This is a genomic window from Streptomyces sp. CC0208 (assembly GCF_003443735.1).
In the GTDB taxonomy this organism is placed as follows: domain Bacteria; phylum Actinomycetota; class Actinomycetes; order Streptomycetales; family Streptomycetaceae; genus Streptomyces; species Streptomyces sviceus.
The window spans coordinates 937,440-963,870 of the sequence record NZ_CP031969.1 but is presented as its reverse complement, the minus strand read 5'-3'; the positions used below and the strand labels follow the sequence as shown (position 1 = coordinate 963,870).

22 protein-coding genes and 1 pseudogene are annotated in these 26,431 nt (G+C 71.1%); 13 read left to right on the top strand and 10 right to left on the bottom strand.

Translation table 11 applies throughout. From position 1 onward, the window contains the following. Positions 1-436: 436 nt before the first annotated feature. Both D1369_RS04485 and D1369_RS04480 read left to right on the top strand, forming a co-directional pair. On the top strand, positions 437-874 hold the full coding sequence (locus D1369_RS04485) for a DUF5994 family protein (RefSeq protein ID WP_050789799.1): 438 nt from the start codon (positions 437-439) through the stop codon (positions 872-874). A gap of 590 nt (positions 875-1,464) precedes the next feature. Continuing rightward, positions 1,465-2,445: a slipin family protein gene (locus tag D1369_RS04480; RefSeq protein WP_050789800.1), complete on the top strand. Its 981-nt coding sequence runs from the start codon at positions 1,465-1,467 to the stop codon at positions 2,443-2,445. Between the two features lie 34 nt (positions 2,446-2,479). On the opposite strand, the gene mgtA is transcribed toward D1369_RS04480, so the two are convergent. The 5 genes and pseudogenes from mgtA to D1369_RS43705 all read right to left on the bottom strand — a co-directional run. Further along, positions 2,480-5,122, bottom strand: a complete 2,643-nt coding sequence (gene mgtA / locus D1369_RS04475) for a magnesium-translocating P-type ATPase (protein WP_050789801.1) — start codon at positions 5,120-5,122, stop codon at positions 2,480-2,482. Then, on the bottom strand, positions 5,104-7,512 hold the full coding sequence (locus D1369_RS04470) for a phosphoketolase family protein (protein ID WP_037902203.1): 2,409 nt from the start codon (positions 7,510-7,512) through the stop codon (positions 5,104-5,106). The genes mgtA and D1369_RS04470 overlap by 19 nt, the downstream gene beginning before the upstream one ends. Positions 7,513-7,538: 26 nt before the next feature. Further along, complete coding sequence (locus D1369_RS04465; RefSeq protein ID WP_118083117.1) at positions 7,539-8,264, bottom strand: GAF and ANTAR domain-containing protein; 726 nt, start codon at positions 8,262-8,264, stop codon at positions 7,539-7,541. A gap of 31 nt (positions 8,265-8,295) precedes the next feature. After that, complete coding sequence (locus tag D1369_RS04460; RefSeq protein WP_050789802.1) at positions 8,296-9,114, bottom strand: GAF and ANTAR domain-containing protein; 819 nt, start codon at positions 9,112-9,114, stop codon at positions 8,296-8,298. A 1,186-nt stretch (positions 9,115-10,300) separates the two neighbouring features. Then, a pseudogene (locus D1369_RS43705) lies at positions 10,301-10,514 on the bottom strand (transposase); the annotation flags it as partial. Positions 10,515-10,833: 319 nt separating this feature from the next. Here D1369_RS43705 and panD point away from each other — a divergent pair. Beyond that, entirely contained in the window at positions 10,834-11,253 is a 420-nt protein-coding gene (panD, locus tag D1369_RS04450; RefSeq protein ID WP_007386346.1) for an aspartate 1-decarboxylase, read from the top strand. Between the two features lie 38 nt (positions 11,254-11,291). Next, entirely contained in the window at positions 11,292-11,642 is a 351-nt protein-coding gene (locus D1369_RS04445; protein WP_037902206.1) for a GNAT family N-acetyltransferase, read from the top strand. Positions 11,643-12,688: 1,046 nt separating this feature from the next. Here D1369_RS04445 and gndA read toward each other — a convergent pair. Beyond that, positions 12,689-14,128, bottom strand: a complete 1,440-nt coding sequence (gndA, locus tag D1369_RS04435) for an NADP-dependent phosphogluconate dehydrogenase (protein ID WP_007386347.1) — start codon at positions 14,126-14,128, stop codon at positions 12,689-12,691. Positions 14,129-14,394: 266 nt separating this feature from the next. On the opposite strand from gndA, the gene D1369_RS04430 reads away from it, so the two are divergent. Then, on the top strand, positions 14,395-15,528 hold the full coding sequence (locus D1369_RS04430; protein ID WP_007386348.1) for a transglycosylase family protein: 1,134 nt from the start codon (positions 14,395-14,397) through the stop codon (positions 15,526-15,528). Here D1369_RS04430 and D1369_RS04425 read toward each other — a convergent pair. Further along, positions 15,518-16,648 carry a DMT family transporter gene (locus D1369_RS04425; RefSeq protein ID WP_037902208.1) on the bottom strand — a complete coding sequence of 377 codons (1,131 nt, stop codon included), beginning with the start codon at positions 16,646-16,648 and terminating at the stop codon, positions 15,518-15,520. The two genes, D1369_RS04430 and D1369_RS04425, sit on opposite strands and share 11 nt — an antisense overlap. A 210-nt stretch (positions 16,649-16,858) precedes the next feature. On the opposite strand from D1369_RS04425, the gene D1369_RS04420 reads away from it, so the two are divergent. The 3 genes from D1369_RS04420 to glgC are packed head-to-tail and all read left to right on the top strand — an operon-like array spanning position 16,859 to position 20,070. Beyond that, on the top strand, positions 16,859-17,605 hold the full coding sequence (locus D1369_RS04420) for a (2Fe-2S)-binding protein (RefSeq protein WP_118082273.1): 747 nt from the start codon (positions 16,859-16,861) through the stop codon (positions 17,603-17,605). A 39-nt stretch (positions 17,606-17,644) separates the two neighbouring features. Next, a complete protein-coding gene (gene glgA, locus D1369_RS04415) occupies positions 17,645-18,796 on the top strand; it encodes a glycogen synthase (RefSeq protein WP_007386350.1) in 1,152 nt (383 codons plus the stop codon). Between the two features lie 53 nt (positions 18,797-18,849). Next, entirely contained in the window at positions 18,850-20,070 is a 1,221-nt protein-coding gene (glgC, locus tag D1369_RS04410) for a glucose-1-phosphate adenylyltransferase (RefSeq protein WP_007386351.1), read from the top strand. 11 nt (positions 20,071-20,081) lie between these two features. Here glgC and D1369_RS04405 read toward each other — a convergent pair whose 3' ends face one another. Continuing rightward, complete coding sequence (locus D1369_RS04405; RefSeq protein WP_007386352.1) at positions 20,082-20,465, bottom strand: hypothetical protein; 384 nt, start codon at positions 20,463-20,465, stop codon at positions 20,082-20,084. A 328-nt stretch (positions 20,466-20,793) separates the two neighbouring features. On the opposite strand from D1369_RS04405, the gene D1369_RS04400 reads away from it, so the two are divergent. The 3 genes from D1369_RS04400 (at position 20,794) to D1369_RS04390 (ending at position 24,074) form a co-directional block, all read left to right on the top strand. Beyond that, positions 20,794-22,122 (top strand): wax ester/triacylglycerol synthase family O-acyltransferase, encoded by a 1,329-nt coding sequence (locus tag D1369_RS04400; protein ID WP_118082272.1) that lies wholly within the window; start codon positions 20,794-20,796, stop codon positions 22,120-22,122. A 105-nt stretch (positions 22,123-22,227) separates the two neighbouring features. Next, entirely contained in the window at positions 22,228-23,748 is a 1,521-nt protein-coding gene (locus tag D1369_RS04395; RefSeq protein ID WP_007386353.1) for an SDR family NAD(P)-dependent oxidoreductase, read from the top strand. A gap of 95 nt (positions 23,749-23,843) precedes the next feature. Next, positions 23,844-24,074, top strand: coding sequence for a hypothetical protein (locus D1369_RS04390; RefSeq protein ID WP_037902210.1), 231 nt, complete (start codon positions 23,844-23,846; stop codon positions 24,072-24,074). Positions 24,075-24,079: 5 nt separating this feature from the next. Here D1369_RS04390 and D1369_RS04385 read toward each other — a convergent pair whose 3' ends face one another. Further along, positions 24,080-24,871: an SDR family oxidoreductase gene (locus tag D1369_RS04385; RefSeq protein WP_007386355.1), complete on the bottom strand. Its 792-nt coding sequence runs from the start codon at positions 24,869-24,871 to the stop codon at positions 24,080-24,082. A 25-nt stretch (positions 24,872-24,896) separates the two neighbouring features. Then, complete coding sequence (locus D1369_RS04380; RefSeq protein WP_007386356.1) at positions 24,897-25,247, bottom strand: hypothetical protein; 351 nt, start codon at positions 25,245-25,247, stop codon at positions 24,897-24,899. A 469-nt stretch (positions 25,248-25,716) separates the two neighbouring features. On the opposite strand from D1369_RS04380, the gene D1369_RS04375 reads away from it, so the two are divergent. Both D1369_RS04375 and D1369_RS04370 read left to right on the top strand, forming a co-directional pair. Beyond that, positions 25,717-25,890, top strand: coding sequence for a hypothetical protein (locus tag D1369_RS04375; protein ID WP_007386357.1), 174 nt, complete (start codon positions 25,717-25,719; stop codon positions 25,888-25,890). A 51-nt stretch (positions 25,891-25,941) separates the two neighbouring features. After that, positions 25,942-26,430, top strand: coding sequence for a GNAT family N-acetyltransferase (locus D1369_RS04370; RefSeq protein ID WP_007386358.1), 489 nt, complete (start codon positions 25,942-25,944; stop codon positions 26,428-26,430). Position 26,431: the final 1 nt, after the last annotated feature.

The window sequence follows — 26,431 nt, the reverse complement described above, 5'->3', positions numbered from 1 at the left end:
GCTCACGTCGACTGGTTGTTCCGCGACGACCCCAGGCCGGCGGCGCTCGGCCTCGCACGCGCGTGGGGACTCCCATCGCTCCTGATCTGCCGGCCGACCGTGACATCCGGGCCGTGTGCCGGCGCTTCCCGGCCCTGTGTGCTCGCCCTCGCCCGGTCCTTCGCCGCCGGGCGCCTGATCGGCGGCAGCTGGGTGTCCGCCCTGAACGTCCTGCTGTGGGCGGGACTTGGCCGCACCGCCCTGCTCCATCACGTCACGTGGCGCGTGAACTCCCTCTGCCATGTGATCGGTCAGCGCCGGTTCGACCCGCCCGCGGTCGTGATCCGCCTCTTCGAACGCCCCTCGACCGGGTCAGGGACGTGCGCCGGTCTGCCCCGGACCGTATCGCCGCCCGCCGCTTGTGACCCGAGCGACCGCATCCCCTTCAGGAGTTCCCATGACACTCGCCCCATCGCCCCCGCTCTCCTCGAAGTCCGGCCTCCGCCTTCGCCTGGCGTCCCAGCCGGCGCAGGGCCACAGGGCCCCGCGTATCGACGGTGCCTGGTGGCCCCACTCGTCCGATCTGGCGTCAGAACTGCCCAGGCTGCTGGGCGGCCTGCCGCACGCCTGGGGACAGGTCACCAGCGTCCTCGTGGATGAGGCAGTGTGGTCCCCGTTCCCGGGCCGGCTGCTCGTCACCAACCAGGTCGTACGCCTGCGCCGGACGACCATCCAGTGCTCCCCGACCACCGTGTGCTTGCTGGCGCCCGGCCGCGGCCGGTGGGACCTGCTGGTGGTGCCGCCCGCCGCCACGGACGCGGAGGCCCGGCGGCTCATTCAGAGTTTGGCCACCGTGGTGAAGGACGGCGTGGGCTTGGGAGTCGGAGTCCGTTGACGGTGGCGTCGGACCAGTCCCCCCCCCCCCCGGGTCCGCATTCCTGGCACGATTCCCGGGGGTGTTGTCACCGGACCCGGCTGGGGAGGCTCCACCTTGCCCGGACGTGGACCGGCCGCGCTACCCGACGGGAGTCCGCTCGGGCCGTCAACGGAGTACTCTGGTGTTACCGAGGGTATTTCGTGCATCGGCTTCCATGACGTTGTCACTTTCGGCGATTTGATCACGCCGGGCCGGTTCCGGTCGGCCCGGAGCAGGGTGCGCGTCATGACTGCGACCGTTTGCCCCACGCCGACCGCCGGAGGCACGTCCTCCTCCCCATCACTCCGGATCCCTTCGGCTCTCCTCGGTCTCTCGCGACGGCCCTGCCCGATCCGCCGTCGGGGCTGATCACGTGCGGTCTTGAACCGCGCGCACGGGCCGGTGTACCGCAGAGTTCGCCCGGCTGAGCCGGGCCGCCCCACCAGAGCCTCAGCAGCAGCCCGAGACCCCGGCCGCGCCGCAGACGACAGGCCGGGGTCCTCCCGTGCCGTGGACTTCCCGGACCGCTCGGGTCCGGGACCGTCATCGACGTAAGGAAAGTGAGAACCATGGGTGTTCTGATCACCGTGCTGGCGGTGTGCGCCGTGGCCGGACTGGGCCTGCTCGCCCTGAGCGTGCGAAACGTCCAGCAGTACGAGAAGGGCGTGGTGTTCCGCTTCGGGCGGCTGCTGCCGGACATACGAGGGCCCGGCCTGCGCGTCATTCGGCCGATCGGGGACCGGATGCGGAAGGTGTCCGTACAGACCGAGGTCCTCGGCATCCCGCCGCAGGGGTCCATCACCGCCGACAACGTGACGCTCACCGTCGACGCGGTCGTTTACTTCAAGGTCATCGACCCGGTCAAGGCCCTGGTGAACGTACGCAACTATCCTGCCGCTGTCTCCCAGATCGCGCAGACGTCGCTCCGCTCGGTCATCGGAAGGGCGGACCTGGACACGCTGCTCTCCGACCGCGACCACATCAACGCGGAACTCAAGAAGGTGATGGACGCCCCCACCGAGGAGCCCTGGGGTCTGCGCATCGAACGCGTCGAGATCAAGGACATCGCCCTTCCGGAGTCCATGATGCGCTCCATGTCCAAGCAGGCCGAAGCCGAGCGGGAACGCCGCGCGCGGGTCATCGCGGCCGACGGAGAGTTCCAGGCCTCCCAGCGGCTGACCGACGCCGCCGCGACGATGGCCGACACCCCCGGGGCACTCCAACTGCGGTTGCTGCAGACCGTGGTGGACGTCTCCGCCGAGAAGAACAGCACCCTCGTGATGCCGTTCCCCGTGGAGATGCTCCGCTTCTTCGAGCACCAGAGCAGGGAGACCGGCGACGAGTCCGCCGGCCGGCGCGTGCACCGGACCGCCAGGCGCCCCGCGCTGTCCACCAGCGCTGTGATCCCCGAGCCGGCCACCTCGGCACCTGCCCTCGCACCATCGGTGTCCCTGCCCGGGGAGCGGGCCGGCAGCCGTGCTGAGGTGGCCCGGGAGCGGCGGGACAACTGGCCGACGCGGCGGGATGCCGAGGAAGCCTTGAGCGGTTGACCGTTCCGGGCCGCCCGGCCCCGGTGACAGCGTGTCACCGGGGTCGCAGCGGTCCGGGGTGGCTGAAGCGGCCGGCCCGCCGTTGGATGCGGTGCCGGCGGGTGCGGTGGCGTACCGGCGGATGTGCGGCTCGCGCGTCGGCGCGGGCGTAGAAGACGTGTTTCGCGCCCTCGATCAGCACCAGGTAGAGCACGACCATCAGGGCCAGAGTGAGGAGGAGCCCGAGCGGCAGGGACTGGAAACCGAGTGGTCCCGCGAGCGGGGACATCGGCAGCGCGACGGCGACGGTGACGACCCCGATGGCGCTGAACAGCAGGGGGCGGCTGGGCCGGCTGCGGTAGAACGGCACCCGGCGGGTGCGGATGGCGAAGACGACCAGCGCCTGCGTGGCGAGGGACTCCACGAACCAACCGGAGCGGAACAGTTCGGCGCCGGTGTGGAAGACCTCGATCATGATCGCGAAGGTGAGGAAGTCGAAGAGGGAGCTGACGGGCCCGAAGAAGAGCATGAAGCGACGGATGAAGGCGATGTCCCAGTGTGAGGGCGCGCGCAGTTGCTCCGGGTCGACGTGGTCGGTGGGGATGGTCAACTGCCCGGCGTCGTAAAGGAGGTTGTTGAGCAGGATCTGCGAGGGCAGCATGGGCAGGAAGGGCAGCACCAGGGATGCTCCGGCCGCGCTGAACATGTTGCCGAAGTTGCTGGAGGTGCCCATCAGGACGTACTTGATGGTGTTGGCGAAGATCCGGCGGCCCTCGGCGACCCCGTCGGCGAGAACCCCGAGGTCCTTCTCCAGGAGCAGGACGTCGGCCGCGTCCTTGGCCACGTCGGTCGCGGTGTCCACGGACAGCCCCACGTCGGCGGCGTGCAGGGCCAGCGCGTCGTTCACGCCGTCGCCCAGGAACCCGATGTCGCGGCCCCGGCGCCGCAGCGCCCGTACGACCCGTGCCTTGTCCTGGGGCGAGACGCGGGCGAAGACGGTGGTGGTCTCGGCCGCACGGGTCAGCTGGTCGTCGCCCAGCTGACCGATGTCCTGGCCGGTGAGGGCGCGGCCGGGCGGCAGGCCGAGGTCGGCGCAGACCTTCTGGGCGACGAGCGCGTTGTCGCCCGTACAGATCTTGACGGTGATGCCGAGGTCGGCGAGGCGGCGCAGTGAGGCGGCGGCGCCGGTCTTGGGCGGGTCGAGGAAGACCAGGAAGCCGGCCAGACACAGCCGGTACTCGTCGGCGGCACTGAGGGACGTCTGCCCGTCCGCGTCCCGGGTGGCCACGGCGACCACCCGGCTGCCCGCCGCGAAGTGCTCCTGGAGTACCGCCGCGGCCTTCTCGGGTACGTCACCGCAGCGGGCCAGGACCGCCTCGGGCGCGCCCTTGGCGACGAGAAGGCGGCTGCCGTCCGGGCGCTCGACGAGCGCGGAGCCCAGCTGCCGGTCGTGGTCGAAGGGCAGCAGCGCGAGCCGGTGGTGTCTGGCCGGGGGTGTGCCCGTGGCCTGCCACAGCGCGCTGTCCAGCGCGTTGCCGCCGACGTGGTCGAGGTCGCCCTCGGTGGCCAGCAGGCCGAGCTTCAGCACCGTGTCGGAGAGTGCGCCGGCCGGGTCGAGGGCCGCCTCGAAACGGATGCGGCCCTCGGTGAGCGTGCCGGTCTTGTCGGTGACCAGGACATCCATGTCGCCAAGGTCCTCGATGCACACCAGCCGCTTGACGAGGACCTTGCGCCGCGCCAGCTGCCGGGAGCCGGTGGCCAGGCTCGTGCTCACCACGGCGGGCAGCAGCTGTGGGGTGATGCCCACCGCGATGGCCAACGAGAAGAGCAGAGCGTCGAGCAGGGGGCGCTGGAGCAGGAGGTTGATGACGAAGATCCCGGTCGTGAGGGCGGCGGCGACCTTGAGGAGCAGCATCGAGAAGCGGCGCAACCCCGCCTGGAAGTCGGTCTCCGGCTGCCGTTCCCCCAGCCCCAGCGCGATCCGCCCGAACTCGGCACGGCCCCCGGTGGCGACCACCACTCCGGTCGCGCTGCCCGCGTGCACCACCGTTCCCATCAGCGCGCAGGAGGTCAGCTCGGCCAGGGCCGCCCCCGCGGCGACCGGCTCCGGGTCCTTGTCGGCGGGGGCGGACTCCCCGGTGAGGACGCTCTCGTCGCAGGCGAACGCGGTGCACTCCAGCAGGCGCAGGTCCGCCGGGACCACCTGCCCCAGCGTCAGCCGGACGACATCGCCCGGCACCAGCTCGGTCACATCGGCCTCGGTGGCCGCGCCGTCGCGGATCACCACAGCCGTGTGCCGCACCCGCGAGTGCAGGGCCTGTGCCGCCTTCTCCGCCCGGTACTCGTTGACGAAGCCCAGCGCCACGCTCAGCACCAGAATCCCCGCGATGATGACCGCGCCGGTCCGCTCGCCGAAGAAGTACGAGACGCCGGCCGTCACCGCCAGCAGGATCAGCAGGGCACTGCGCAGCTGCCGCCCGAGGACCGCCAGGACGCGGACGTGGTGCGTGCGTACGGCGTTCGGGCCGACGGCCGCGAGCCGCTCGGCCGCCTCACCCTTCTCGCCCCCCGACAGGCCGTCGGGGCTGCTCGCGAGCGCGGCCAGCACGGCCTTTGCGTCCTCGGCGGCGGCGTTCCCCACCCGAAGCTCAGCCGCACGAGTGGTCACCGACTCCGTGGTCACTGGCTCCAGGTCCATTCGGCGACCTCGGGCAGGTCCGCCCCATGGGCGCGGATCCAGTCGTGATGGCGGTAGCGGACGTCGACCATCCGCTGCCGCAACGCAGCCGCGCGGACCGCGAGGCCCGGCACCCGGTCGATGACGTCCATGACCAGCCGGTACCGGTCGAGGTCGTTGCGTACGACCATGTCGAACGGGGTCGTGGTGGTGCCCTCCTCCTTGTAACCGCGCACGTGCAGGTGCGGGTGGTTGGCACGGCGGTAGGCGAGCCGGTGGATCAGCCACGGATAGCCGTGGTACGCGAAGACGACGGGCTTGTCGGGGGTGAACAGCGCGTCGTACTCGCTGTCGGGCATGCCGTGCGGGTGTTCCTCCATGGGCAGCAGCCGGGCGATGTCCACGACGTTGACCACCCGTACCGCGAGGTCGGGCAGATGGCTGCGGAGCAGCGAGGCCGCGGCCAGCACTTCGAGGGTGGGGACGTCACCCGCGCAGGCGAGCACCACGTCGGGCTCGCCGAGGTCGGTCTCGGTGCCGGCCCAGTCCCAGATGCCGGCGCCGCGGGCGCAGTGCGCGCGGGCGGCGTCGAGGTCGAGCCAGTCGAAGCACGGCTGCTTGCCCGCGACGACGACATTGACGTAGTCGCGGCTGCGCAGCACGTGATCCGACACGCACAGCAGGGTGTTGGCGTCCGGCGGATAGTAGACCCTTACTACCTCCGGCGACTTGTTGAGCACGTGGTCGACGAAGCCGGGGTCCTGATGCGAGAAACCGTTGTTGTCCTGGCGCCACACGTGCGAGGTGAGCAGGTAGTTGAGGGAGGCGATCGGGCGGCGCCAGGGGAGTCGGCGGGCGACGCGAAGCCACTTGATGTGCTGGTTCGCCATGGAGTCGACAATGTGGACGAATGCCTCGTAGCAGGAGAACAGGCCATGCCGACCGGTGAGGAGGTAGCCCTCCAGCCAGCCCTGGCAGGTGTGTTCGGAGAGGATCTCCATCACCCGGCCGCCGCGCTCCAGGTGTTCGTCCGTGGACAGTACCTGGGCTTCCCACGCCTTGCCGCTCGCCTCGTAGACGGCCTGGAGGCGGTTGGAGGCCGTCTCGTCCGGGCCGACCAGCCGGAAGTCGCGCCGCTCGCCCGTGTCGGCCATCACCTGTGCGAGCAGGTCGCCGAGGACGCGGGTCGGCTCGTGCGCTGTCGCGCCGGGCTTGTCGACGGGGACGGCGAACCGCTCCAGGGACGGCACGGGCAGGTCGCGCAGCAGCAGGCCGCCGTTGGTGTGCGGGTTGGCGCCCAGCCGGTGTGCGCCGTCGGGGACACACGCCAGGACCTGTTCCCGGGGGCTCCCGTGCTCGTCGAAGAGTTCCTCGGGACGGTAGGAGCGCAGCCACCGCTCCAACTGCCGCAGATGGTCCGGGTTCTCGCGTACGGCCGGCAGCGGCACCTGGTGTGCTCGCCAGGTGCCCTCCACCGGGAGCCCGTCGACCTCGGCGGGCCCGGTCCAGCCCTTGGGCGTGCGCAGGACGATCACCGGCCACCGTGGGCGTTCGGCAGCGCCCTCCGTGCGGGCCGCGTGCTGGAAGGCGGCGATGCGGTCCAGAGCCTCGTCCATGGCACGAGCCATCGTCTGGTGGACGGTGTGAGGATCGTCCCCGGTGACGTGGAGGGGCTCGTGGCCGTATCCCCTGAGCAGGGAGTCGAGTTCGGGCTCCGGTATCCGGGCCAGGACCGTCGGGTTGGCGATCTTGTAGCCGTTGAGGTGCAGGATCGGCAGGACGGCACCGTCCCGTACCGGGTCGAGGAACTTGTTGGAGTGCCAGGACGCTGCCAGCGGGCCCGTCTCGGCCTCACCGTCGCCGATCACGCAGGCCACCAGAAGTCCCGGATTGTCGAACGCGGCCCCGTAGGCATGCGAGAGGGAGTAGCCCAGCTCGCCGCCCTCGTGGATCGATCCGGGAGTCTCGGGTGCGACGTGGCTGGGGATGCCGCCCGGGAAGGAGAACTGCCGGAAGAGGCGGGCCATCCCGGCCGTGTCCCGTGTGATGTCCGGGTAGGTCTCGGTGTAGCTGCCCTCCAGCCAGGAGTTCGCCACCACGGCGGGCCCGCCGTGACCGGGCCCCCAGACGCAGATCGCGTCCAGGTTCCTCGCCTTGACGACCCTGTTGAGGTGGGTGTGGACCAGGTTCAGACCTGGTGAGGTGCCCCAGTGCCCGAGCAGTCGCGGCTTGACGTGCTCAGGCGCCAACGGCTCGGTCAGCAGCGGGTTGGCCATGAGGTAGATCTGCCCGACGGCCAGGTAGTTCGCCGCCCGCCAGTGGGCGTCCAGAGCACTCAGCTCCTCCTCGTCGAGGGGGTCGGGGGTGTCCGGAGTGTCGAGGGAGGTCTCGGTATTGGGGCCGAGCGGCATGACGAACCCTTCTCGCAGCAGGTTGATCAGGAACTTCCGGAACTGAGACCGGGGAGGTGCTCGGTTTCGTCGATGAAGGCGCGGGCGACGTCCGCCAGGCGGCGGTTGTGGGCGCGGGCGTAGCTACGCAGCGTCGTGAAGGCCCGCTCCATGTCCGTGTTGCGGCGTTCGGCGAGCTTTCCCTTGGCCTGTTCGATCAGGACGCGGCTGTTGAGGGCGGTCTGCAGCTGTTCGTTGAGGAGCGCGCCGCGCTCGGTGGTGCGTTGTTGCAGCACGCTGATGGTGGCGACGTCGGCGAGGGCCTGTGCGAAGGGGGTGGCGGCGGGGTTGATGGGCGCCGGGCTGGTGTGGAAGAGATTGAGGGCGCCGACGACCTCGTCGCGCAGGCGCATGGGCAGCGCCTGGACGGCCGTGAAGCCGATGCGCTGGGCCTGGGCGGTGAACAGGGGCCAGCGCGCCGCTTCGTCGCGCAGGTCGGGAACGGACACGGTGATCCCGGTGTGGAAGCAGTCCAGGCAGGGGCCTTCGTGGTTCTGGAGCTGGAACAGTTCGAGGAGGCGCACCCGTTCGTCGGAGGCGGCCATGACGCGCAGCACTCCGTCGCGGTCGGCGAGCAGAACGCCCGCCGCACTCGCGTCGAGCAGATCGACGCAGCGGTCGGTGAGCAGGCGCAGGAAGTCCATGAGGTCGAAGTCGGCAACGAGACTGTCCGCCAGCTCGACGAACGTCCGGGCCATCAGCTGTTCCTTCATCGTGCACACCTCTGTTGGTGGGGCGTGAGCATCAGGGCTCCTCGTCGGGCGGTCGCGCATCCGGCGGTTGTGGGTCGGACGCTGTCGTCTCCAGGGGGAAGCGGAGCCGGTGGGCGACCACGTCGGCGGCGACCACCGAGATCGGTGTCCCCCGGGCGTACGCGTGGGCGCGCAGCCGGATGAAGGCTTCCTCGACGCCGACGCCGAGCTGGACCATGAGGATGCCGGTGGCCTGGTCGATCTCGGCCCGGTAACCGCCCAGGTCGTCGAGGGGCGCGGCGTCCGGCAGGTCCGTGCCGGCCGCGTCGGTGCCGGGCGCGCCGGTGTCGGACGGGACACCCGTCACGCTGATCCCGGCGTCGAGCAGAAGCAACGTGGCAGTGTCGGCGAAGGCCATCGCGTCGGCCACCTCGTCCGCGTCCAGCTCGACCGAGGTGCTGGAGTACAGGTCGAGTACGCCGGGACTGATGGCACCGAGTTGCAAGGGGAAGGCGAAGACCGCTCTGGCTCCGGCTTCCAGGGCCGCATCGGCGAACACCGTCCAATGCCGCTGGAGTTCACCGGCCAACAAGTCGGTGCAGAGGACGGAGGAGCCGAGGACGAAGGCATCCACGCACGGCCCCTCGCCCAGGGTGAGCTGGAGTTCTTCCAGCTGCTGACTGACGGAGTCGGTGCTGCACAGCGGAAGGCTCGCCCGGTCGCGGGACATCGCGGACACCCCGGCCCCGCCGACCGGCAGCGCCGCCACCGCCGCCGTACACACGTCGAGGAGACCGACCCGGACACCGCGCAGGGCCGCCTGCTCGGCCACGAGAGCCTGGATCCGCGCCGACCGGCTGCCGGGGGTCACGGTAACCACCGGATCAAGGGGGGAGCGGGCGCCGGGCACACGGCACGGCCGACCGGCCTGCGGACGTTTCCGACGCCTTTCCCGCGCCAGGAGCGGAGAGAGGTCACGATCGGCTCGTCGGCCCGGTCCGCCGTGGCGACACCGACTGACGTCTGACGCCCTGAGGGGAGGCGTTCCTGCAACCGTTGGGCCACATCCCGGTGCCGCTCGTGCGGGGAAACCAGGAGCCCGGCGAGGCCGGCGCCGGCGCTGGTGATCCGGTCGACGGCGGGCCGGAGCACTCCGTCGACTCCCGGCCACCCGAAGTCGTCCTCGCCTACGGCATGGGGGGCTGGGGCCGCGTAGGGGAGCCGCCGGCGCCGCCACCCCGGGGAAGACCCGAACCCGCAGCCCTTCAGGGCCGCGGTCTCCGCGATCACCATGGCGCATCCGGGCTGCCCTACGGCGACGGCGAGACGTCCTGGACCGACGTCCGGGCTCGGCTCGCGCGCGTCTTCGCCGGACGCCGCTGCGCGGGACTCCGCGACGGACCCGTCAGATCCCCGCGGGAACAGACGGCCTGCCGTACCCGGGCCGGGCCGACCCGGGTACATCGCTTCCACGGCGAGCTGCTCGCAATGGTCTCCGCTCCCCGGCTGACCGCGGGCCGGAGGAGTGATCACGGCGCGTCCGCCCGCTGGAGGGGACGCGAGCGGCGCGAGCGGGCGCGAGCCCTCTGGCGGACGGACAGCCGCAGAGTAAGGCATGACACCTCGGTTCCAGCTGTTCAGGTGTTCCCGGGACCGCCACTGGCACCGGGCGCGAGGCGCCGGCTCAGTGTCCGGCGGGGTGCGACCGAGGTCGGGGGCGTGCGAGGACGTGAGTGGGTCACCAGGTCGGGATTCCGCGCTCCGAAGCTCGGCGCCCGACAGGGATCTTCTCGAAGATGTGACGGGCCCGGACGGTAATCCGCTCTCGTGGCATCGTGGTCAGCAAGCCGTGCGTCCACCGGGGTCCTGGGCGTCCGCTCACCAGCATAGTCCCCGGCCCTCCGCCGCGGCGGATCCGAACGGGAGGGAATCCTGCACCCGGCGGCTGCGGAAAAGCGTGGGAGAAATCCGGGGCGAGCCGAAGGTGAGTGAGCGGGTGGGCCCGCAGCGGGAAGTCGACGAGTGGGGCGATGGCCAGGCCGGCGGAGAACAGAGGTGTCGAGCAGAGGCAGGAGCTGGGTCATGTCGATGAGGTTTCCGCCGGTCAGTGACGCCGTGAGCGGGAGGCCGTGGCCGTCGGTGAGGCCGTGGTGCTTGCTGCCCGGACGTGCGCGGTCGACCGGGCTGGGACCGCTGTGGCCGGCGCCGAGCCGCCCGCACGCGTGAGGAGTCGATCACCACCCGCGACCGGTCGAGCTTCTTCGGGGCCCGCGGATTCTTGTTGGGCCAGTGCGCCGGTGTTGATCGAGCCAAGGACGAAATGCTCTTTGCGGAGGCACGACTTGTGGCCGTCGCGGGGCCTGGCTTGAGGCGGCCCGCCGGGTGCGTGGCCACGTGCGAGCACGGATGCGAGGCCGCCTCGGATGTCGGCGACGGCAAGCCGAGTCCAAGGCAGGCTCAGGTGAGAAGCCTGCTCGTGGTGACGCACGATGTTCTGGAAAGTCTTCGACTCGAAGGCGTGCCGTTGTACAGTGATGGACGCCCCTGACCTGCAGAAAGCCGGCGGGGAGCCGTCTTTCAGGAGTCCAAAGTGCTGCGAACTCTCTTCAAGTCCAAGATCCACCGAGCCACCGTCACCCAGGCCGACCTGCACTACGTGGGATCGGTGACCATCGACGCGGATCTGCTCGACGCGGCCGATCTGCTGCCCGGTGAGCTCGTCCACATCGTCGACATCACCAACGGCGCCCGGTTGGAGACGTACGTCATCGAGGGCGAGCGGGGTTCGGGCGTGGTCGGCATCAACGGTGCCGCCGCCCATCTCGTCCACCCCGGCGACCTGGTGATCATCATCAGTTACGCTCAAGTGACCGACGCCGAGGCGCGGGCACTCGTACCCCGGGTCGTGCACGTGGACGCCGACAACCGCATCGTCGCGCTCGGGGCCGATCCCTCCGAGCCGGTTCCGGGTTCCGATCAGGAGCGCAGCCCGCAGGCGGTGTCGGCCTGACCCAGCTGCTCGACGACCTTCGGACCAGGAGCGTGTCCATGAGCGACATAGAGATCCGTGACGACCGACAGGCAGGACGCCTGGAGGCGTTCGGTTCCGGGGGAGGTGAAGTCGTGGGCCACATCCAGTACTTCGTCCTCGAATCCCCCGAGCGCGCCCTGGTCCCGGTCCACACCATCGTGGAACCGGCCCACGAGGGACAGGGCATCGCGGGCTCCCTGGCCCGCGAGCTCTACGGCATCGCGGCTCGCGAAGGCATGGCCGTCGCCCCGCTCTGCCCGTACGTCGTCAAGTGGGCCGAACGCCACCCGGACGAGGCCCCCGCCGCCGCCCCGGAACTCCTCCACGCGGCGAAGCGGTGGCTGGCGGCCCACCCCGAGGGCTTCTGACCCGCGCGGCACCGACGCCGGGCCTCATAACTTCCTTGCACCAAACAACAAGAGACGCGGTCGGAGCGGCGCAGCGTGCGGGCGTCGTGCCGAGTTCGTGGGGCGCCCTCTTCAGGCCAAAGCCGCCGGCGGAGGTGCCAAGCCCACCGCCGGGTGTGGCAGGCCGGGGCGTCGTGCCGAGTCCGTGCGGCGGCATCATCAGCCCGCTGCCGCGCCCCGCGACGCTAAGCCCGCCTCCCAGCGCAGCACACGGCGCCAAAGCCCGCCTCAGGCACCGCTGCCGCAGCCGTTACCCCTGCCCCCTCAAGTCCTCGCCGCCCTGCGCCAAGCCCCCCGAGTCGCACCCCCAACACCCCCACGCGGACCTTGCTCGTCACGCGGGTGGGTGACTGGCGGGAAGCCTTGCGGGTACGCGGGGAGTAGTCCAGAGCCGACGTCGACCGACTGGCTGGAGGACCTGATGACCAACCCGTACCCCGACCCCGTCCCGCCCGGTCCCACTCCGGGCCCCGGCCCAGCCCCAGGCCCCGTTCCTACGCCGGGCCCGGCCCCGGAACCTCCGGACCCGACCCCGACTCCCGACCCGTCGCCGATCCCGCCGGGCCCGGAGCCGGTCCCGAACCCGGAACCAGGGCCGCCGCTCAGCTGACCGCGGCAAAGCCGACTCGGAACCCGCTGCCGCCCGCGCTGCCAGGGCAGGACCGCGCCACTCGACCGGCGCGCGGCCGCGAGAACCGGGTGAACGCGCAAGAGGAGGGCCGCCCCACGGCGGCCCTCCTCCACGCGTGCGTGACGTCTGGCGTGCCGCTTCGGTACTTGCCGCCGCCCAGTCACCGGCCCGTGCCGCCCCAACCGAACAGGCTGGACGCGCAAGAGGAGGGCCGCCCGACAACGCGGCCCTCCTCCACGCGTGCGTGACGCCCAGGCGTGCCGCTCCAGCACGCGCCGCTGCCCGGTCACCATCCCGCGCCGCCACAGCCGGACCGTGTCACCCGACCGGTGCCCGCCGCGAGAACCGGCTCAACGGGAACACGCGAGCGTCACACCTAGCCGGTCACCTCGGACCGGTCCCCGCCCCACAGCGTGTGGAACGAGCCGTCCCGGTCCGTGCGCCGGTAGGTGTGGGCTCCGAAGAAGTCCCGCTGCCCCTGCGTGAGCGCGGCGGGCAGCCGCTCGGCGCGCAGCGCGTCGTAGTAGGCCAGCGCCGCGGAGAATCCGGGCACCGGTACCCCCTGCCGCGTCGCCGCGATGATCACGTCACGCCAGTCGTCCTGCGCCGAGGCGATCTCCTGCGCGAAGGTGTCGTCGGAGAGCAGGCTCGGCAGATCCGCGCGGGTGTCGTAGGCGGAGCGGATGCGGTCCAGGAAGGCCGCACGGATGATGCAGCCGCCGCGCCAGATCGCGGAGACGGCACCCAGGTCGATGTCCCAGTCGTACTCCTCACGGGCGGCCGCGATCTCGTGGAAGCCCTGGGTGTACGACACGATCTTCGAGGCGTACAGCGCCTGCTCGACGCGGTCCGCGAAGGCACCCGCCTCCGACTTGCTCAGCGGCGACGCCTTGGGCCCGGCGAGACCCCGGGACGCCTCCCGCAGCTCCGCGTGGCCGGACAGGGAGCGGGCGAAGACCGCCTCCGCGATGCCCGACACCGGGACACCCAGGTCGAGGGCGATCTGGACGGTCCAGCGGCCGGTGCCCTTCTGCTCGGCCTGGTCCACCACCACGTCCACGAACGGCTTGCCCGTCGCAGCGTCCACGTGGGACAGCACCTCGGCCGTGATCTCGATCAGGTACGAGTCCAGGCGGCCGGTGTTCCAGGTGCGGAAGATGTCGGCGATCTGGGCGGGGGAGTACCCGGCCACGTCCCGCAGCAACTGGTACGCCTCACCGATCAGTTGCATGTCGGCGTACTCGATGCCGTTGTGGACCATCTTCACGAAGTGCCCGGCGCCGTCAGGACCGACATGCGTCACGCACGGCGCACCGTCCGCCGCCTTCGCGGAGATCTTCTCCAGCATCGGGCCGAGAGAGTCGTACGACTCCTTCGGACCGCCCGGCATGATGCTCGGACCGTTGAGCGCGCCCTCCTCGCCGCCGGAGACGCCCATGCCGACGAAGTGGATGCCCTGCTCGCGCAGTTCGCGCTCCCGGCGCCGGGTGTCGGCGAAGTGCGCGTTGCCGCCGTCGATGATCATGTCGCCCGGCTCCAGCAGCGGCGCGAACTCCTGGATCACCGCGTCGGTCGGCTCACCGGCCTTCACCATGATGACCAGACGGCGCGGCCGCTCCAGGGCCGCCACGAACTCCTTCGCGGTCTCGGCCGCGATGAAGTCGCCCTCGCTCCCGAACTCCTCGACCAGGGCGTGCGTGCGCGACGCGGTCCGGTTGTGCAGGGCGACCGTGTAGCCGTTGCGGGCGAAGTTACGGGCGAGGTTGCGGCCCATGACCGCGAGGCCCGTGACACCGATCTGCGCTGTGTTGCTCATACCGCCTGCTCCCAAAAGATCCCGTGGATCGCGTAGGTCGTCTATCGCTGCCGGTCGTGCTTGTCAGTATCGTCCACCGGTCATCCTGGCCTGTCGGGGGACTGTCCGCACACCAGGGATACGGTTCGGGCGCCTCGTTGCGTTCAGCGGGAGACGCGGGTCCGACGCGCGCCCCTACGCGGCTGGTTGCCGTCTTGTCATGGCCTGTTCGCGGCGCTTACTTTTGCCGCTCCTGACGCATGACGCATGTCTAGGGGGAGGCCTCCATGGCCGTACGCGGCCGGCATCGCCGGTATCAGCCGAACAGAATCAACCGCGCCTCGCTCACCGTCACCGCGGGTGGCGTCGGCATCGCGGTCCCGCTCATCGGCACCGGCACCGCCCACGCGGCCGACATGGCCACCTGGAACAAGGTCGCCGCGTGCGAGTCCAGCAGCAACTGGAGCATCAACACCGGCAACGGCTACTACGGCGGCCTCCAGTTCACCCGCTCCACCTGGGAGGCGTACGGCGGCACCCGGTACGCGGCCCGCGCGGATCTGGCCACCAAGGACCAGCAGATCGCCGTGGCGGAGAAGGTGCTGGACGGACAGGGGCCGGGCGCCTGGCCGGCGTGCTCGTCAAGGGCCGGGCTCACCCGCGGGGGCCCCACCCCGGACCTGCACCCCCGCACCGAGAAGACGGCCGCGAAGACGTCCTCCGTGCGCGACGTCCAGCCGCAGACCACTCCGCAGTCGCGGGCCGGCAGGGCCGAGATGTACACGGTGGTCCACGGCGACTCGCTCTCCGGGATCGCCGACGCCCAGAAGGTCCGGGGCGGCTGGCGGGGGCTGTACGCCGCCAACCGCGAGACGGTCGGAGCCGACCCCGACCTGATCCTGCCCGGACAGCGGCTGAAGCTGCGCGGCAGCGCCGCCACGCCCGCCACCACGCACCACGCCCCGACGAAGAAGACCTCCTCCCACACCGGGAAGAAGACCGAGAAGGCCACCGACACGGGCCTGGTCGCCCCCGTGAACGCCTCCCTCGGCACCCCGTACCGCAAGGCGGGGTCCGCCTGGTCGAAGGGCTACCACACCGGCGTCGACTTCCCGGTGCCCACCGGGACGTCCGTGAAGGCGGTCGCGGCCGGGAAGGTCGTCACCTCGGGGTGGGGCGGCTCCTTCGGCTACCAGGTGGTGATCCGGCACTCCGACGGCCGCTACACGCAGTACGGCCACCTGTCCGCGATCTCCGTGAAGGCCGGGCAGAGCGTGGGCGGCGGGCAGCGCATCGGCCGTTCGGGCTCCACCGGCAACAGCTCGGGCCCGCATCTGCACTTCGAGGTGCGGACGGGGCCCGGTTTCGGCAGCGACATCGACCCGTTGGCCTATCTCAGGGCCAACGGCGTCAGGATTTGACCCGCGCCCGGTGCCGGTCGACTACCGGCACCGGGATGTACGCAGCGCCGTAGAAGGGGCCGTAGTACGCCGGGGGCTCCGCGCCCGGGGGCGGGAACTCGTCGGACGGGCCGTGACCCGGCGCCGTCTCAGGCGTGGCGGGGGCCGGCACGAGGAGTTCCTCGCGCAGAGCGGCGACCTGCTCGACGAGCACGCCCTCGCGCACGAGAGCATCGGCCGGCTCCTCTGCGGGCGCCGGGACGAACGCGTCCCCCTCGTCGAGGGCCGCGGCCGCCGACGGCTCGGCGTGGGTGCGCTGGATGCGCTCCGTCGTCAGCAGGATCAGGCCGCCCGCCGCCACCACACCGCAGCTCAGCGCGAGCGCGGTGCCGGTTGTGCCGTAGCGGAAGGTTTCGCCGAACATCGTGATGCCGACCGCCGCCGCCACCACCGGGTTCACGACCGTCAGCGTCGCCAGCGGGGCCGCGAGGCCCGCGCCGCGGTAGGAGGCCTGCGACAGCATCAGTCCGGCCGTGGCCAGGACGCCGATCGCGGCCAGCGCGGGCAGGTCCGCCGCACTGACGCCGCCGGTCCAGTCGACGGCGACCGTCTTGGTGAACACGGAGGACATCCCGAACGCTATGCCGGACGCGGTCGCGAGCAGCACGCTGCGCACCACCGGGTGCCGGTGCGCGGCCCGGCCCGCGATCATCAGCGCGACCACCGCGGCGGCCGTCACCAGTCCGGCGAACACCCGCTGGGCCGTGCTGAGGGACTGCGCGTCGGAGGCGCCCACCAGGGAGAGCAGACCGGCCAGACCCACCGTCGCCATGATCGCGCCCCGCCAGGCGGTGGCCCCGGCCCTGCGGCCCACGAACAGCGCGGCCATCGGCAGCGCGAACACGATCGTCAGGGCGCCCAGCGGCTGGACCAGGCTGAGGGGACCGTAGGCGAGCGCCACCACGTGCAGGAGTCCGCCGAGGCCGTTCAGCGCGACCGCCGCCCACCAGCTCGGCCGGCGCAGCGGAGCGTAGTGCTCGTCGGGGTGCGACACGGCGACCTGCTCCTGCACGATCGCTCCGCCCGCGTAGGCGACGGCGGAGACGAGCGAGAGGAGCACGGACAACGCGAGGGCACTCATGAGCTGCTCCTCTGCGTGAGGCGGGGGCTGGCTGCCCGGCGCGACGAACGGTCGTCTTCCATGACCAACACGATCCCCGGAAAAGTTCTTCCCGTCGTCGTCCCTGAGCAGGCAATGGGTCCTACTGCCGATGGAGTACAAAAGGGTCCGTGTCCTCCCCAAGGCGGGTGACACGGGGTGGAGGGCCCCTGCTGGGTACCCCTACGGGTCTTGGTACTACTGCTGGTCGTGGACCTGGACCCGGAACTCGCGGCGCTGCGACCGCTCGGCGCCTTCTTCGTACTACAGACGATCGGCGGCACGTGCGGGGCACCGCGCCCAGCGCTGCCGACCCTCGCACAAGTCTATGAGAAACGAGAGTCGGATGTTTACATAAATGCCATGACTTTTCGGGTCCGGAAGGTCGCTGCGGCCCTGCGGGCCCCGGAGCCCCGGATCGCGGCCTCCCTCGCCCACCAGGGCCTCGCGGCCCGGCTGTGGTCGGTGGCGCTCGGCTGCGCGGTCCTGTACGGCCGCATCCCCGACCTCGCGCCGCACCGCCTGCGCTGGGACCCCGACGCGAGCGCCCCCGACGACCTGTGGCTGGAGGGCGTCGAGCCGTTGTCCGGCGATGCCGGCACCGTCGCCGACGTCGTGCTGCACGGCCATCTCGAACCGCTGGCGGCAGTGCTGCGCGCCGAGTACCGGCTGGCCGCCGGACTGCTGTGGGGCAACGCCGGATCGGCCCTCGCGGGCGCCGCCCGTCAGCTGCTGGGCCGGCGTCCGGACGTCTCCGCACGCACCCGCGACCTCACGGCGGATCTCCTCGCCCACCCTCTGCTCACCGGCACGCTCGACAGCACCACGCTTCGCCGCCGCAGCTGCTGTCTGTACTACCGGTTGCCGGAGGGCGGCGTGTGCGGTGACTGTTGTTTCACACGAGCCCCGCGCTCTTCCCCGCGCGGCGCATCTGGGTGACCATGAAAGCCGACCAGCCGTAGAGACAGGGGGTTCCGGGTGCGTGTGGGCCTGCTGACCCGGGAGTACCCGCCGGATGTGTACGGCGGTGCGGGTGTCCATGTCGAGTTCCTCGCCCGGGAGTTGAGGTCCCTCGTCGACCTGGATGTGCACTGCTGGGGCGAGGGCCGGACGGACGGCGTCGTACGGCACCGGCCCTGGTCGGCCCTGGACACCGCCAACGACGCGCTGCGCACGTTCTCCGTGGACCTCTCCATGGCCGCGGGCCTCGAAGGCCGCGAGCTGGTCCACTCGCACACCTGGTACGCCAACCTCGCCGGCCACCTCGGCAAGCTGCTGCACGGCATCCCGCACGTGATGACCGCCCACTCCCTGGAGCCCCTGCGCCCCTGGAAGGCCGAGCAGCTCGGCGGCGGGTACGCGCTGTCGAGCTGGGCCGAGCGCACCGCGATCGAATCCGCCGACGCGGTGATCGCCGTGTCGGGAGCCATGCGTGAGGACATCCTCGGCTGCTATCCGGCGCTGGATCCGGCCAAGGTCCACATCGTGCACAACGGCATCGACACCGCCCTCTACCGGCCCGACCACGGCACCGAGGTACTGGACCGCATCGGCCTGGACCGGGACCGCCCGTTCGTGCTGTTCGTCGGCCGGATCACCCGCCAGAAGGGCGTGCCCCATCTGATGCGCGCGGTCCGGCACATCGACCCGGCCGCGCAGGTCGTGCTGTGCGCGGGCGCGCCGGACACTCCGGAGATCGACCGGGAGTTCCGCGAGCTCTTCGAGGAGCTGAGCCGGGTCCGCGAGGGCGTGCACTGGATCCCGCAGATGCTGCCGCGCCCCGAGGTGATCCAGCTGCTCACCCATGCCGCGGTGTTCGTCTGCCCCTCGGTCTACGAACCCCTCGGCATTGTCAACCTGGAGGCGATGGCCTGCGGGACGCCCGTGGTGGCCTCGCGGGTCGGCGGTATCCCCGAAGTCGTGGACGACGGCAGGACCGGACTGCTCGTGACCGTGGACGACGGGTTCGAGACGGCCCTCGCGGGGGCACTCGATTCAGTGATCGGCGATCCGGCCACGGCACGGCGGATGGGCGAGGCGGGACGGGAGCGCGCGGTCGACGAGTTCGGCTGGGACGCCGTCGCGCGGCGCACGGTCCGGCTGTACGAGGAGATCGTCAAACAGGCGTAGCGAGCCTCTGGCAAGGGCAAGCATGGGTCACAAACCAGGTGAGGGGAGCGGCCATGCGTCGTGGCGGACCTTCGGTGCTCGGCATCGTACTCGCGGGCGGAGAAGGCAAACGGCTGATGCCGCTGACCACGGACCGCGCCAAACCCGCGGTCACCTTCGGAGGAACGTACCGGCTGGTCGACTTCGTCCTGTCCAACCTCGTCAACGCCGACATCCTGCGCATCTGCGTGCTCACGCAGTACAAGTCGCACTCGCTGGACCGGCACATCACGACCACCTGGCGGATGTCGAGCCTGCTCGGCAACTACATCACGCCGGTGCCCGCCCAGCAGCGCCTCGGACCGCGCTGGTACCTGGGCAGCGCGGACGCGATCCTGCAGTCCCTGAACCTGATCTACGACGAGCGCCCCGAGTACGTGGCGGTGTTCGGCGCCGACCACGTCTACCGCATGGACCCGAGCCAGATGCTCACGCAGCACATAGAGTCCGGCGCGGGCGTGACGGTGGCCGGGATCCGTGTCCCGCGCTCCGAGTCCCCCTCGTTCGGGGTGATCTCCCCAGGCTCGGACGGCCTCACGGTGGAAAGCTTCCTGGAGAAGCCCGCCGACCCGCCGGGGCTTGCGGACGATCCGGAGAGCGTGTTCGCCTCGATGGGCAACTACATCTTCACCACCAAGGCCCTGATCGAGGCGCTCCAGCGGGACTCCGAGGACGAGGACTCCGTCCACGACATGGGCGGCTCGATCCTGCCGCAGCTCACCGACCGTGGTGAGGCCCAGCTCTACGACTTCAGCGCCAACCACGTGCCCGGCGAGACCACCCGCGACCGCGGCTACTGGCGAGACGTCGGCACCCTGGACGCCTACTACGACGCCCACATGGACCTGATCGCCGAGCGTCCCGCCTTCAACCTCTACAACCGGCAGTGGCCCATCTACACCCACTCCGGCCAGCTCTCCCCGGCCCGTTTCAACTCCGGCGGCATCGCCAGCGAGTCCATCATCAGCGCGGGCTGCCTGATCCGCGGCCAGGTCACCCGCTCCGTGCTCTCACCGGGCGTCCTGGTCGACCCGGGAGCCGTCGTCCAGGGGTCGGTCCTGCACGACAACGTCAAGATCGGACGGGGCGCGGTGGTCCGCGGCGCCGTCCTCGACAAGAACACCGAGGTCCCGCCGGGTGCCACGATCGGTGTGAACCCGGAGCGGGACGCGGAGCTGTACACGGTGTCCAAGGGCGGGGTGATCGCCCTCGGGAAGGGGCAGCTGGTGTCCTAGCCGGGGGCGGGTCAGCCCGTTTCCCCCAGGGCACCGAGGTTCTTCATGATCACCTCGCTGGTCCGGCGCAGCTCGTCCGAAGGGCTGATCTGGAGGTATTCGCTGCCCGGCTCGGTGTGGACGGGCACATGCCCCGCGGGCGCGTAGAACGCGTCGCCCTCGTGGTAGACCTCGTCGTGGTCCGCGAAGTGGAAGGTGAGTTCACCCCTGAAGACGTAGCCCCAGTGCGGGCACTGGCAGCGGTCGTCGGGCAGCCCCTTGAGCAGGGGCCGGTGGTCCACGTCCTCGCGGAAGGTCAGGAAGTCGACCGTGTAGTCACCGAACGCCTCGGAACGGTCGACGACCGCCCCGTAGTCGCCGCCCTGGGTGGTCGTGTCGCGGGAAACCTTCGGCATCTCCGTCGCCTTCTTCCGGCAGGGAAGAGTTCTTGTGCCCATTGTCCGCGTGCCGGCCGTCGACAGCACGCGCAGACTCGTCATGTCCCTGGACGGAAGCCGGAATCCACGGCCCGCGGCCGGACCGGCGCATCCGGGACGCGTCCCGGGCGACTCCGGCAGGGTGTTGAGACCCCCGGGTGATCGCATCCGCACCACGTGTCCCGCCCCTTTCCCGAGGGGCGGGACGTAATCTGCTGTTAACTGTGCGTAGCTTGATCGTACTTGACCGTAATCGCCGTGGGGCGATTGACTGCTGGTCCACCCGTTGTCGACGCGAGGCAAGCCATTGACTTCTGACCTGCTGGCCCCTCTCGACCTGGCGTTCTGGAACATGGAGTCCGCCGAGCACCCGATGCACCTGGGAGCGCTCGGCGTCTTCACGGCGCACTCGCCCACCGCGGGCGCCCACGCGGCCGACCTGCTCGCGGGCCGGGCAGCCGCGGTGCCCGGCCTGCGGATGCGGATCCGGGACGTGTGGCCGCTCGGCTTCCCGTACGCCTTCGGGGGAGCCGCCCGCGTCCCCGATCCCGACTTCGACCCGCTCCGGCACGTCCTGCTGCACGCCCCGACCGCGGACTTCCACGCCGAGGCGGGCCGGCTCATGCAGCGGCCGCTGGACCGTGAACGGCCGCCCTGGGAGGCGCACGTGGTGCCGGGGGAGGACGGCGTCTCCTTCGCCGTGCTCTTCAAGTTCCACCACGCCCTCGCCGACGGACTGCGGGCCCTGACGCTCGCCGCCGCCGTCCTGGACCCGATGGACCTGCCCGCACGCAAGCCGCGCCCCGAGGAGCCCGCGAAGAGCCTGCTCCCGGATGTGCGCAGACTGCCCGATCTGCTGCGGGGTGCCGTCTCCGACCTGGGCCGCGCCCTCGACATCGGTGCCTCCGTCGCGCTGTCCTCCGTGGGCGTGCGCTCCTCCGCCGCTCTGACCTCTGAGCCAAGCGGCACCCGACGTACCGCCGGAGTCGTCGTCGACCTCGACGACGTGCACCGGGTCCGCAAGAGCCGGGGCGGCACTGTCAACGACGTCCTGATCGCGGTCGTCGCGGGCGCCCTGCGCCGCTGGCTGGACGAGCGCGGCGACGGCAGCGAGGGCGTGGCGCCCCGCGCCCTGATCCCCGTCTCCAGGCGCCGTCCGCGCACCGCGCACCCCCAGGGCAACCGGCTCTCCGGGTACCTGGTGCGGCTTCCGGTCGACGACCCCGACCCGCTGGGTCGCCTGGACACGGTCCGTACGGCCATGGACCGCAAGAAGGACGCCGGTCCCCACCGCGGCGCGGGCGCCGTCGCCCTGCTCGCCGACCACGTCCCGGCCCTCGGCCACCGTCTCGGCGGGCCCCTGGCCGGTCAGGGCGCCCGGTTCTGGTTCGACATCCTCGTCACCAGCGTGCCCCTGCCCAGCATCGGCCTGAAGCTCGGCGGCAACCCGGTGACCGAGGTGTACCCCTTCGCCCCGCTCGCCCGCGGCCAGTCCCTCGCGGTCGCCATCTCGACGTACCGGGGACAGGTCCACTACGGCCTGGTCGCCGACGCGGAAGCGGTGCCTGACCTGGACCTGCTGGCTCGATCCCTGACCGAGGAGGTGAAGGAACTGCTGGCCGCCTGCGGTTCTTGATCGTTTCCGGTTTGCGGGCGGGCCCCGGCGCTGAAGTAAAATTCCGCGTTCGACAAGCGGACGCGGCACAGCGCCGCACGGGTGACCCAGGGAAGCGGCAGCGCGATGACGGTGACAGAGGACGGTTCGGCGACGACCATGGACGAGGTCGTGCACGAGCCCGGTGACGAGGTCGTGTACGGCCCCGGCATCGACCCGGAGCGGCTGGCCGTCTGCCTCAGCGTGCTCGACGAGCTCGACAAGCTGGAGGTCGACCACCCCGACGCGATCGCCGTGCGCCGGGCCACCGCCGGGGTCTACCGCACGGTGAAGCAGCGCCGCAGGCAGGAGCGCCGGGCCGCCAAGACCGCCCACGACAAGGCGGTCACGGAAGCCACGGCGACCGGCTCCGCCCAGCGCATCGACGACGAGACGGAAGGCATCCTGCCGTCCTCGGTCACCGAGGAGGGCCGGATCGCGGGGATACTCCAGCGCCCGCGCTCCTGCTACACCTGCAAGACCCGGTTCGTCGAGGTCGACTACTTCTACCACCAGCTCTGTCCGGACTGCGCCCGCCTGAACCGCGGCAAGCGCGACGCCCGCGCCGACCTCACCGGCAAGCGGGCCCTGCTCACCGGCGGCCGCGCCAAGATCGGCATGTACATCGCGCTGAGGCTGCTGCGGGACGGCGCGCACACCACGATCACCACCCGCTTCCCGAAGGACGCCATCCGCCGCTTCAAGGCCATGGAGGATTCCGGGGACTGGCTGCACCGCCTGGAGGTCGTCGGCATCGACCTGCGCGACCCGGCGCAGGCCGTGGCGCTCGCCGAGCAGGTCGCCGAGGCGGGCCCGCTCGACATCCTCGTCAACAACGCGACGCAGACCGTACGCCGGCTGCCGTCCGCCTACGCCGCCCTGGTCGACGGCGAGAGCGCCCCGCTGCCCGCCGGTGAACTCCCCGCCCACCACGTCATCGGCGCCTTCGGCTCCGGCGCGGTCGACGGACTCGCCTCGCTGCCCGCCGGGATCTCCGGCCTCGACGCCCAGCAGGTCGCCGACCTCGCCCTGGTCGCGGGCAACGCCAGCGTGGCCCGGCACCTCGACGGCACCGCCATCGACGCGGGCGGTCTCGTCCCCGACGTCGTCGACAGCAACACCTGGGTCCAGACCATCGAGCAGATCTCCCCGGTGGAGCTCCTCGAGACCCAGCTGTGCAACTACACGGCACCGTTCATCCTGATCAGCGCCCTGCGCCCGGCCATGGCCGACGCCGCGAAGAAGGCCAGGAGCGGCCGGTCCTACGTCGTGAACGTCTCCGCGATGGAGGGAGTCTTCGGCCGCGGCTACAAGGGCGCGGGCCACCCCAACACCAACGCCGCCAAGGCCGCCATGAACATGGTCACGCGGACCAGCGCCCAGGAGATGTTCCAGACCGACGGCATCCTCATGACCTCGGTCGACACCGGCTGGATCACCGACGAGCGCCCCCACTACGACAAGCTCCGCCTCGCCGAGGAGGGCTTCCACGCCCCCCTCGACCTGGTCGACGGCGCGGCCCGCGTCTACGACCCGATCGTGCGCGGCGAGGACGGCGAGGACGTGTACGGGGTCTTTCTGAAGGACTACGCGCCCGGCAAGTGGTGAGCCCGCGGATCCGACCTCCGGTCGGCGGCCCGGCGTGTGGGCCGCCGACGAGTGGGAACCCGGGGGTCCGGGAGAGTTCCCCGCGAGGAGTTGTCATGGCACGTCCACACAGCATCGATCCGCGCGCCTTCAACGATCCGCGCAACCACTACCCGACCGACGAGGAGTTCTACGCGAGCGACCGTCCGGTCGTCCGCGAGCTCCCCGAGGACCGGCCCCGAGGCGGTGCCTCCGACCCGATCAGGCACCCCTGGAGCTGGGGCATGATCGCGCTCGTCGTCTTCGCGTGCCTGATCGTCCTCATGGGCATCGCCCTGTTCCCGTGACGTCGTCATGAGGGCGGCGGGGCGGACGACCGCAGCCGCTCGTGCACGGCGTACCCGCCCGGGTGCGCCGCCCGTACCCGGGTACCGCCGTCCACCAGGAGGTCGGCTCCGGTGATCCACTCGGCCGCGTCGGACACGAGCCACACCACGGCCCGTGCGATGTCCTCGGGCTCGCCGATACGCCCCAGCGGCAGCTCGACGGGACCCTTCTCCCACACGAACCGGGCCATCTCCGTCCGCACGAGACCGGGCGAGACGGAGTTGACCCGCACCGTCGGCGCCAGCTCGCCCGCCAGCTGCTGGGTGAGGTGAAGCAGCGCCGCCTTGCTGGTGCCGTACGCGCCGACGTTCGGGCCCACGTGCCCGGCGCCCTCCGTGCAGACGTTGACCACCGACCCGCCGTGCTCCCGCATCCATCCCCGCCAGGCCGCCTGCACCAGCCGCAGCGGTGCCTCGACATTGACGGTGAAGGCCTCGCGCCAGCGTTGCGGATCCACGTCCACGAGCGGGCCGTACGGCTGATTCGTCGCCGCGTTGTTGATGACGATGTCGAGTCGCCCGAACGCGCGCAGGGCGAGGTCCACGAGGGCGCGCGGATGGGCGGGGTCGGCGACGCTGCCCGCGAGTCCGACGCCACCGAGCTCGGCGGCAGTCCGCCGGACGTCCTCCCGGTCCCTGGCCGTGACGCACACCAGTGCGCCGGCGTCGGCGAGTTGCCGGGCGACCTCGCGCCCGATCCCGCGGGTGCCGCCGGTCACGAGGGCGGCCCTGCCGTGCAGTCCGTACGACGACGTCATCGCCGTACCGTCTCATGACGAACCGTCAGTCGACAGTCTCCAGACGGGAGTTGCCTGCGGCGACCAGCTCCAGGACGGGGCGCCAGTCCTCCAGGACGCCGGCGTCGAACCGGGCCGTCAGGCTCTCCTCGCCCGCCAGGCGCAGCAGCTCGTCGTCGGCGGCGGGGCCGAGATGGCGTACCAGGCGGTGGACCCGTTCGCCCAGCAGGGTGCGGACGACGTCGGCCACCTGTCCTGTGCCCATCACCAGGCCTGCCACCTGGAGTTCCTTGTCGGCGGGCCGACTGCGGCGCAGCAGTGCGGCGGTCCGCAGGGCGTGTTCGCTGCCGCAGGCGTGCAGCAGATCCATCAGCTCGTCGACACTGCGCAGTTCCATACGTCAGACCTCCCGCCGACCGGCCGTTGCCGTGGGTCAGCAGACCATGGGCGCCTTGCGAATCGGCCAACGGGACTTGAACTGCGCGACCCCGATGGCTCGGAGGGCCGGTCGATCCGTAGGCCGAACGGGTGACTTCAGAAAGGCGTATAAACTGACAAATCAGGCGAAAATCAGGCGGAGAACTCAAAGTGAATTGCAATGGTTACACCTTGTTTTCAGCCCCTATCGAGCGGCCCCCCGCTCATCTGGTTAATCTGTAGGCGACGGACGGCAGTACGGGGTCCCACCCACACCCACAGTCCGTCCCGGGACAAGCCGTTCACCATGGCCTGCTCTCACCTGAGTTGCCGGCGCCACCGCGTCCGAACCCGATCTCGACCCAGACCCGAGCGGACGTCCAGGCACCGGACCGTAGGTGGGACAGGTGCCCGTCCCGAGGGTGAGCCCGACACATAAGGAGTGCGCGGTGACACCGGAGAAGACGAATCGCGAGCAACGCCCCAAGGAACGCCCGGAGCGCGCGGGCCGACGGCCCGGGGACATCGGCAGCCTCGACGTGTGGGCGCGCTCCGCCCCCATCCGTCTCGCGGGCTACGAGGACGACCTCGCCGAACCCCACATCCTGCCCAGCGTGGACTGACCGCAGGACCTTCGCGATCGCCGACGGCATGGGCGTGCGAGACTCACGCCCATGCTGATCAGAGAAGCCGTGGCCGACGACTGGCCACGGATCTGGCCGTTCTGGCACCGGATCGTGGCAGCGGGCGAGACCTACGCCTGGGACCCCGACACCTCCGAAGAAGCCGCCCGCGCCCTGTGGATGAGCCCGGCCAAGCGCGTGTACGTCGTCGAGGACGAGAGCGGCGCCCTCGTCGCCTCGGCCTACGTCACCCCCAACTACGCCGGCCCCGCCGCCCGGATCGCCAACGCCGGCTTCATGGTCGACCCCGACCGGGGCGGCCGCGGCTACGGCCGCGCCCTGGCCGAGCACATCCTGGCCGCTGCCGCGGCCGACGGCTACCGGGGCATGGTGTTCAACGCCGTCGTGGAGACCAATCCGGCCGTGCGGCTGTGGACCTCGCTCGGCTTCACCGTCCTCGGCACCGTGCCGGACGCCTTCGACCACCCCCGGCACGGACGGGTCGGCCTGCACATCATGTACAAGGCCCTGCAGGGCTAGC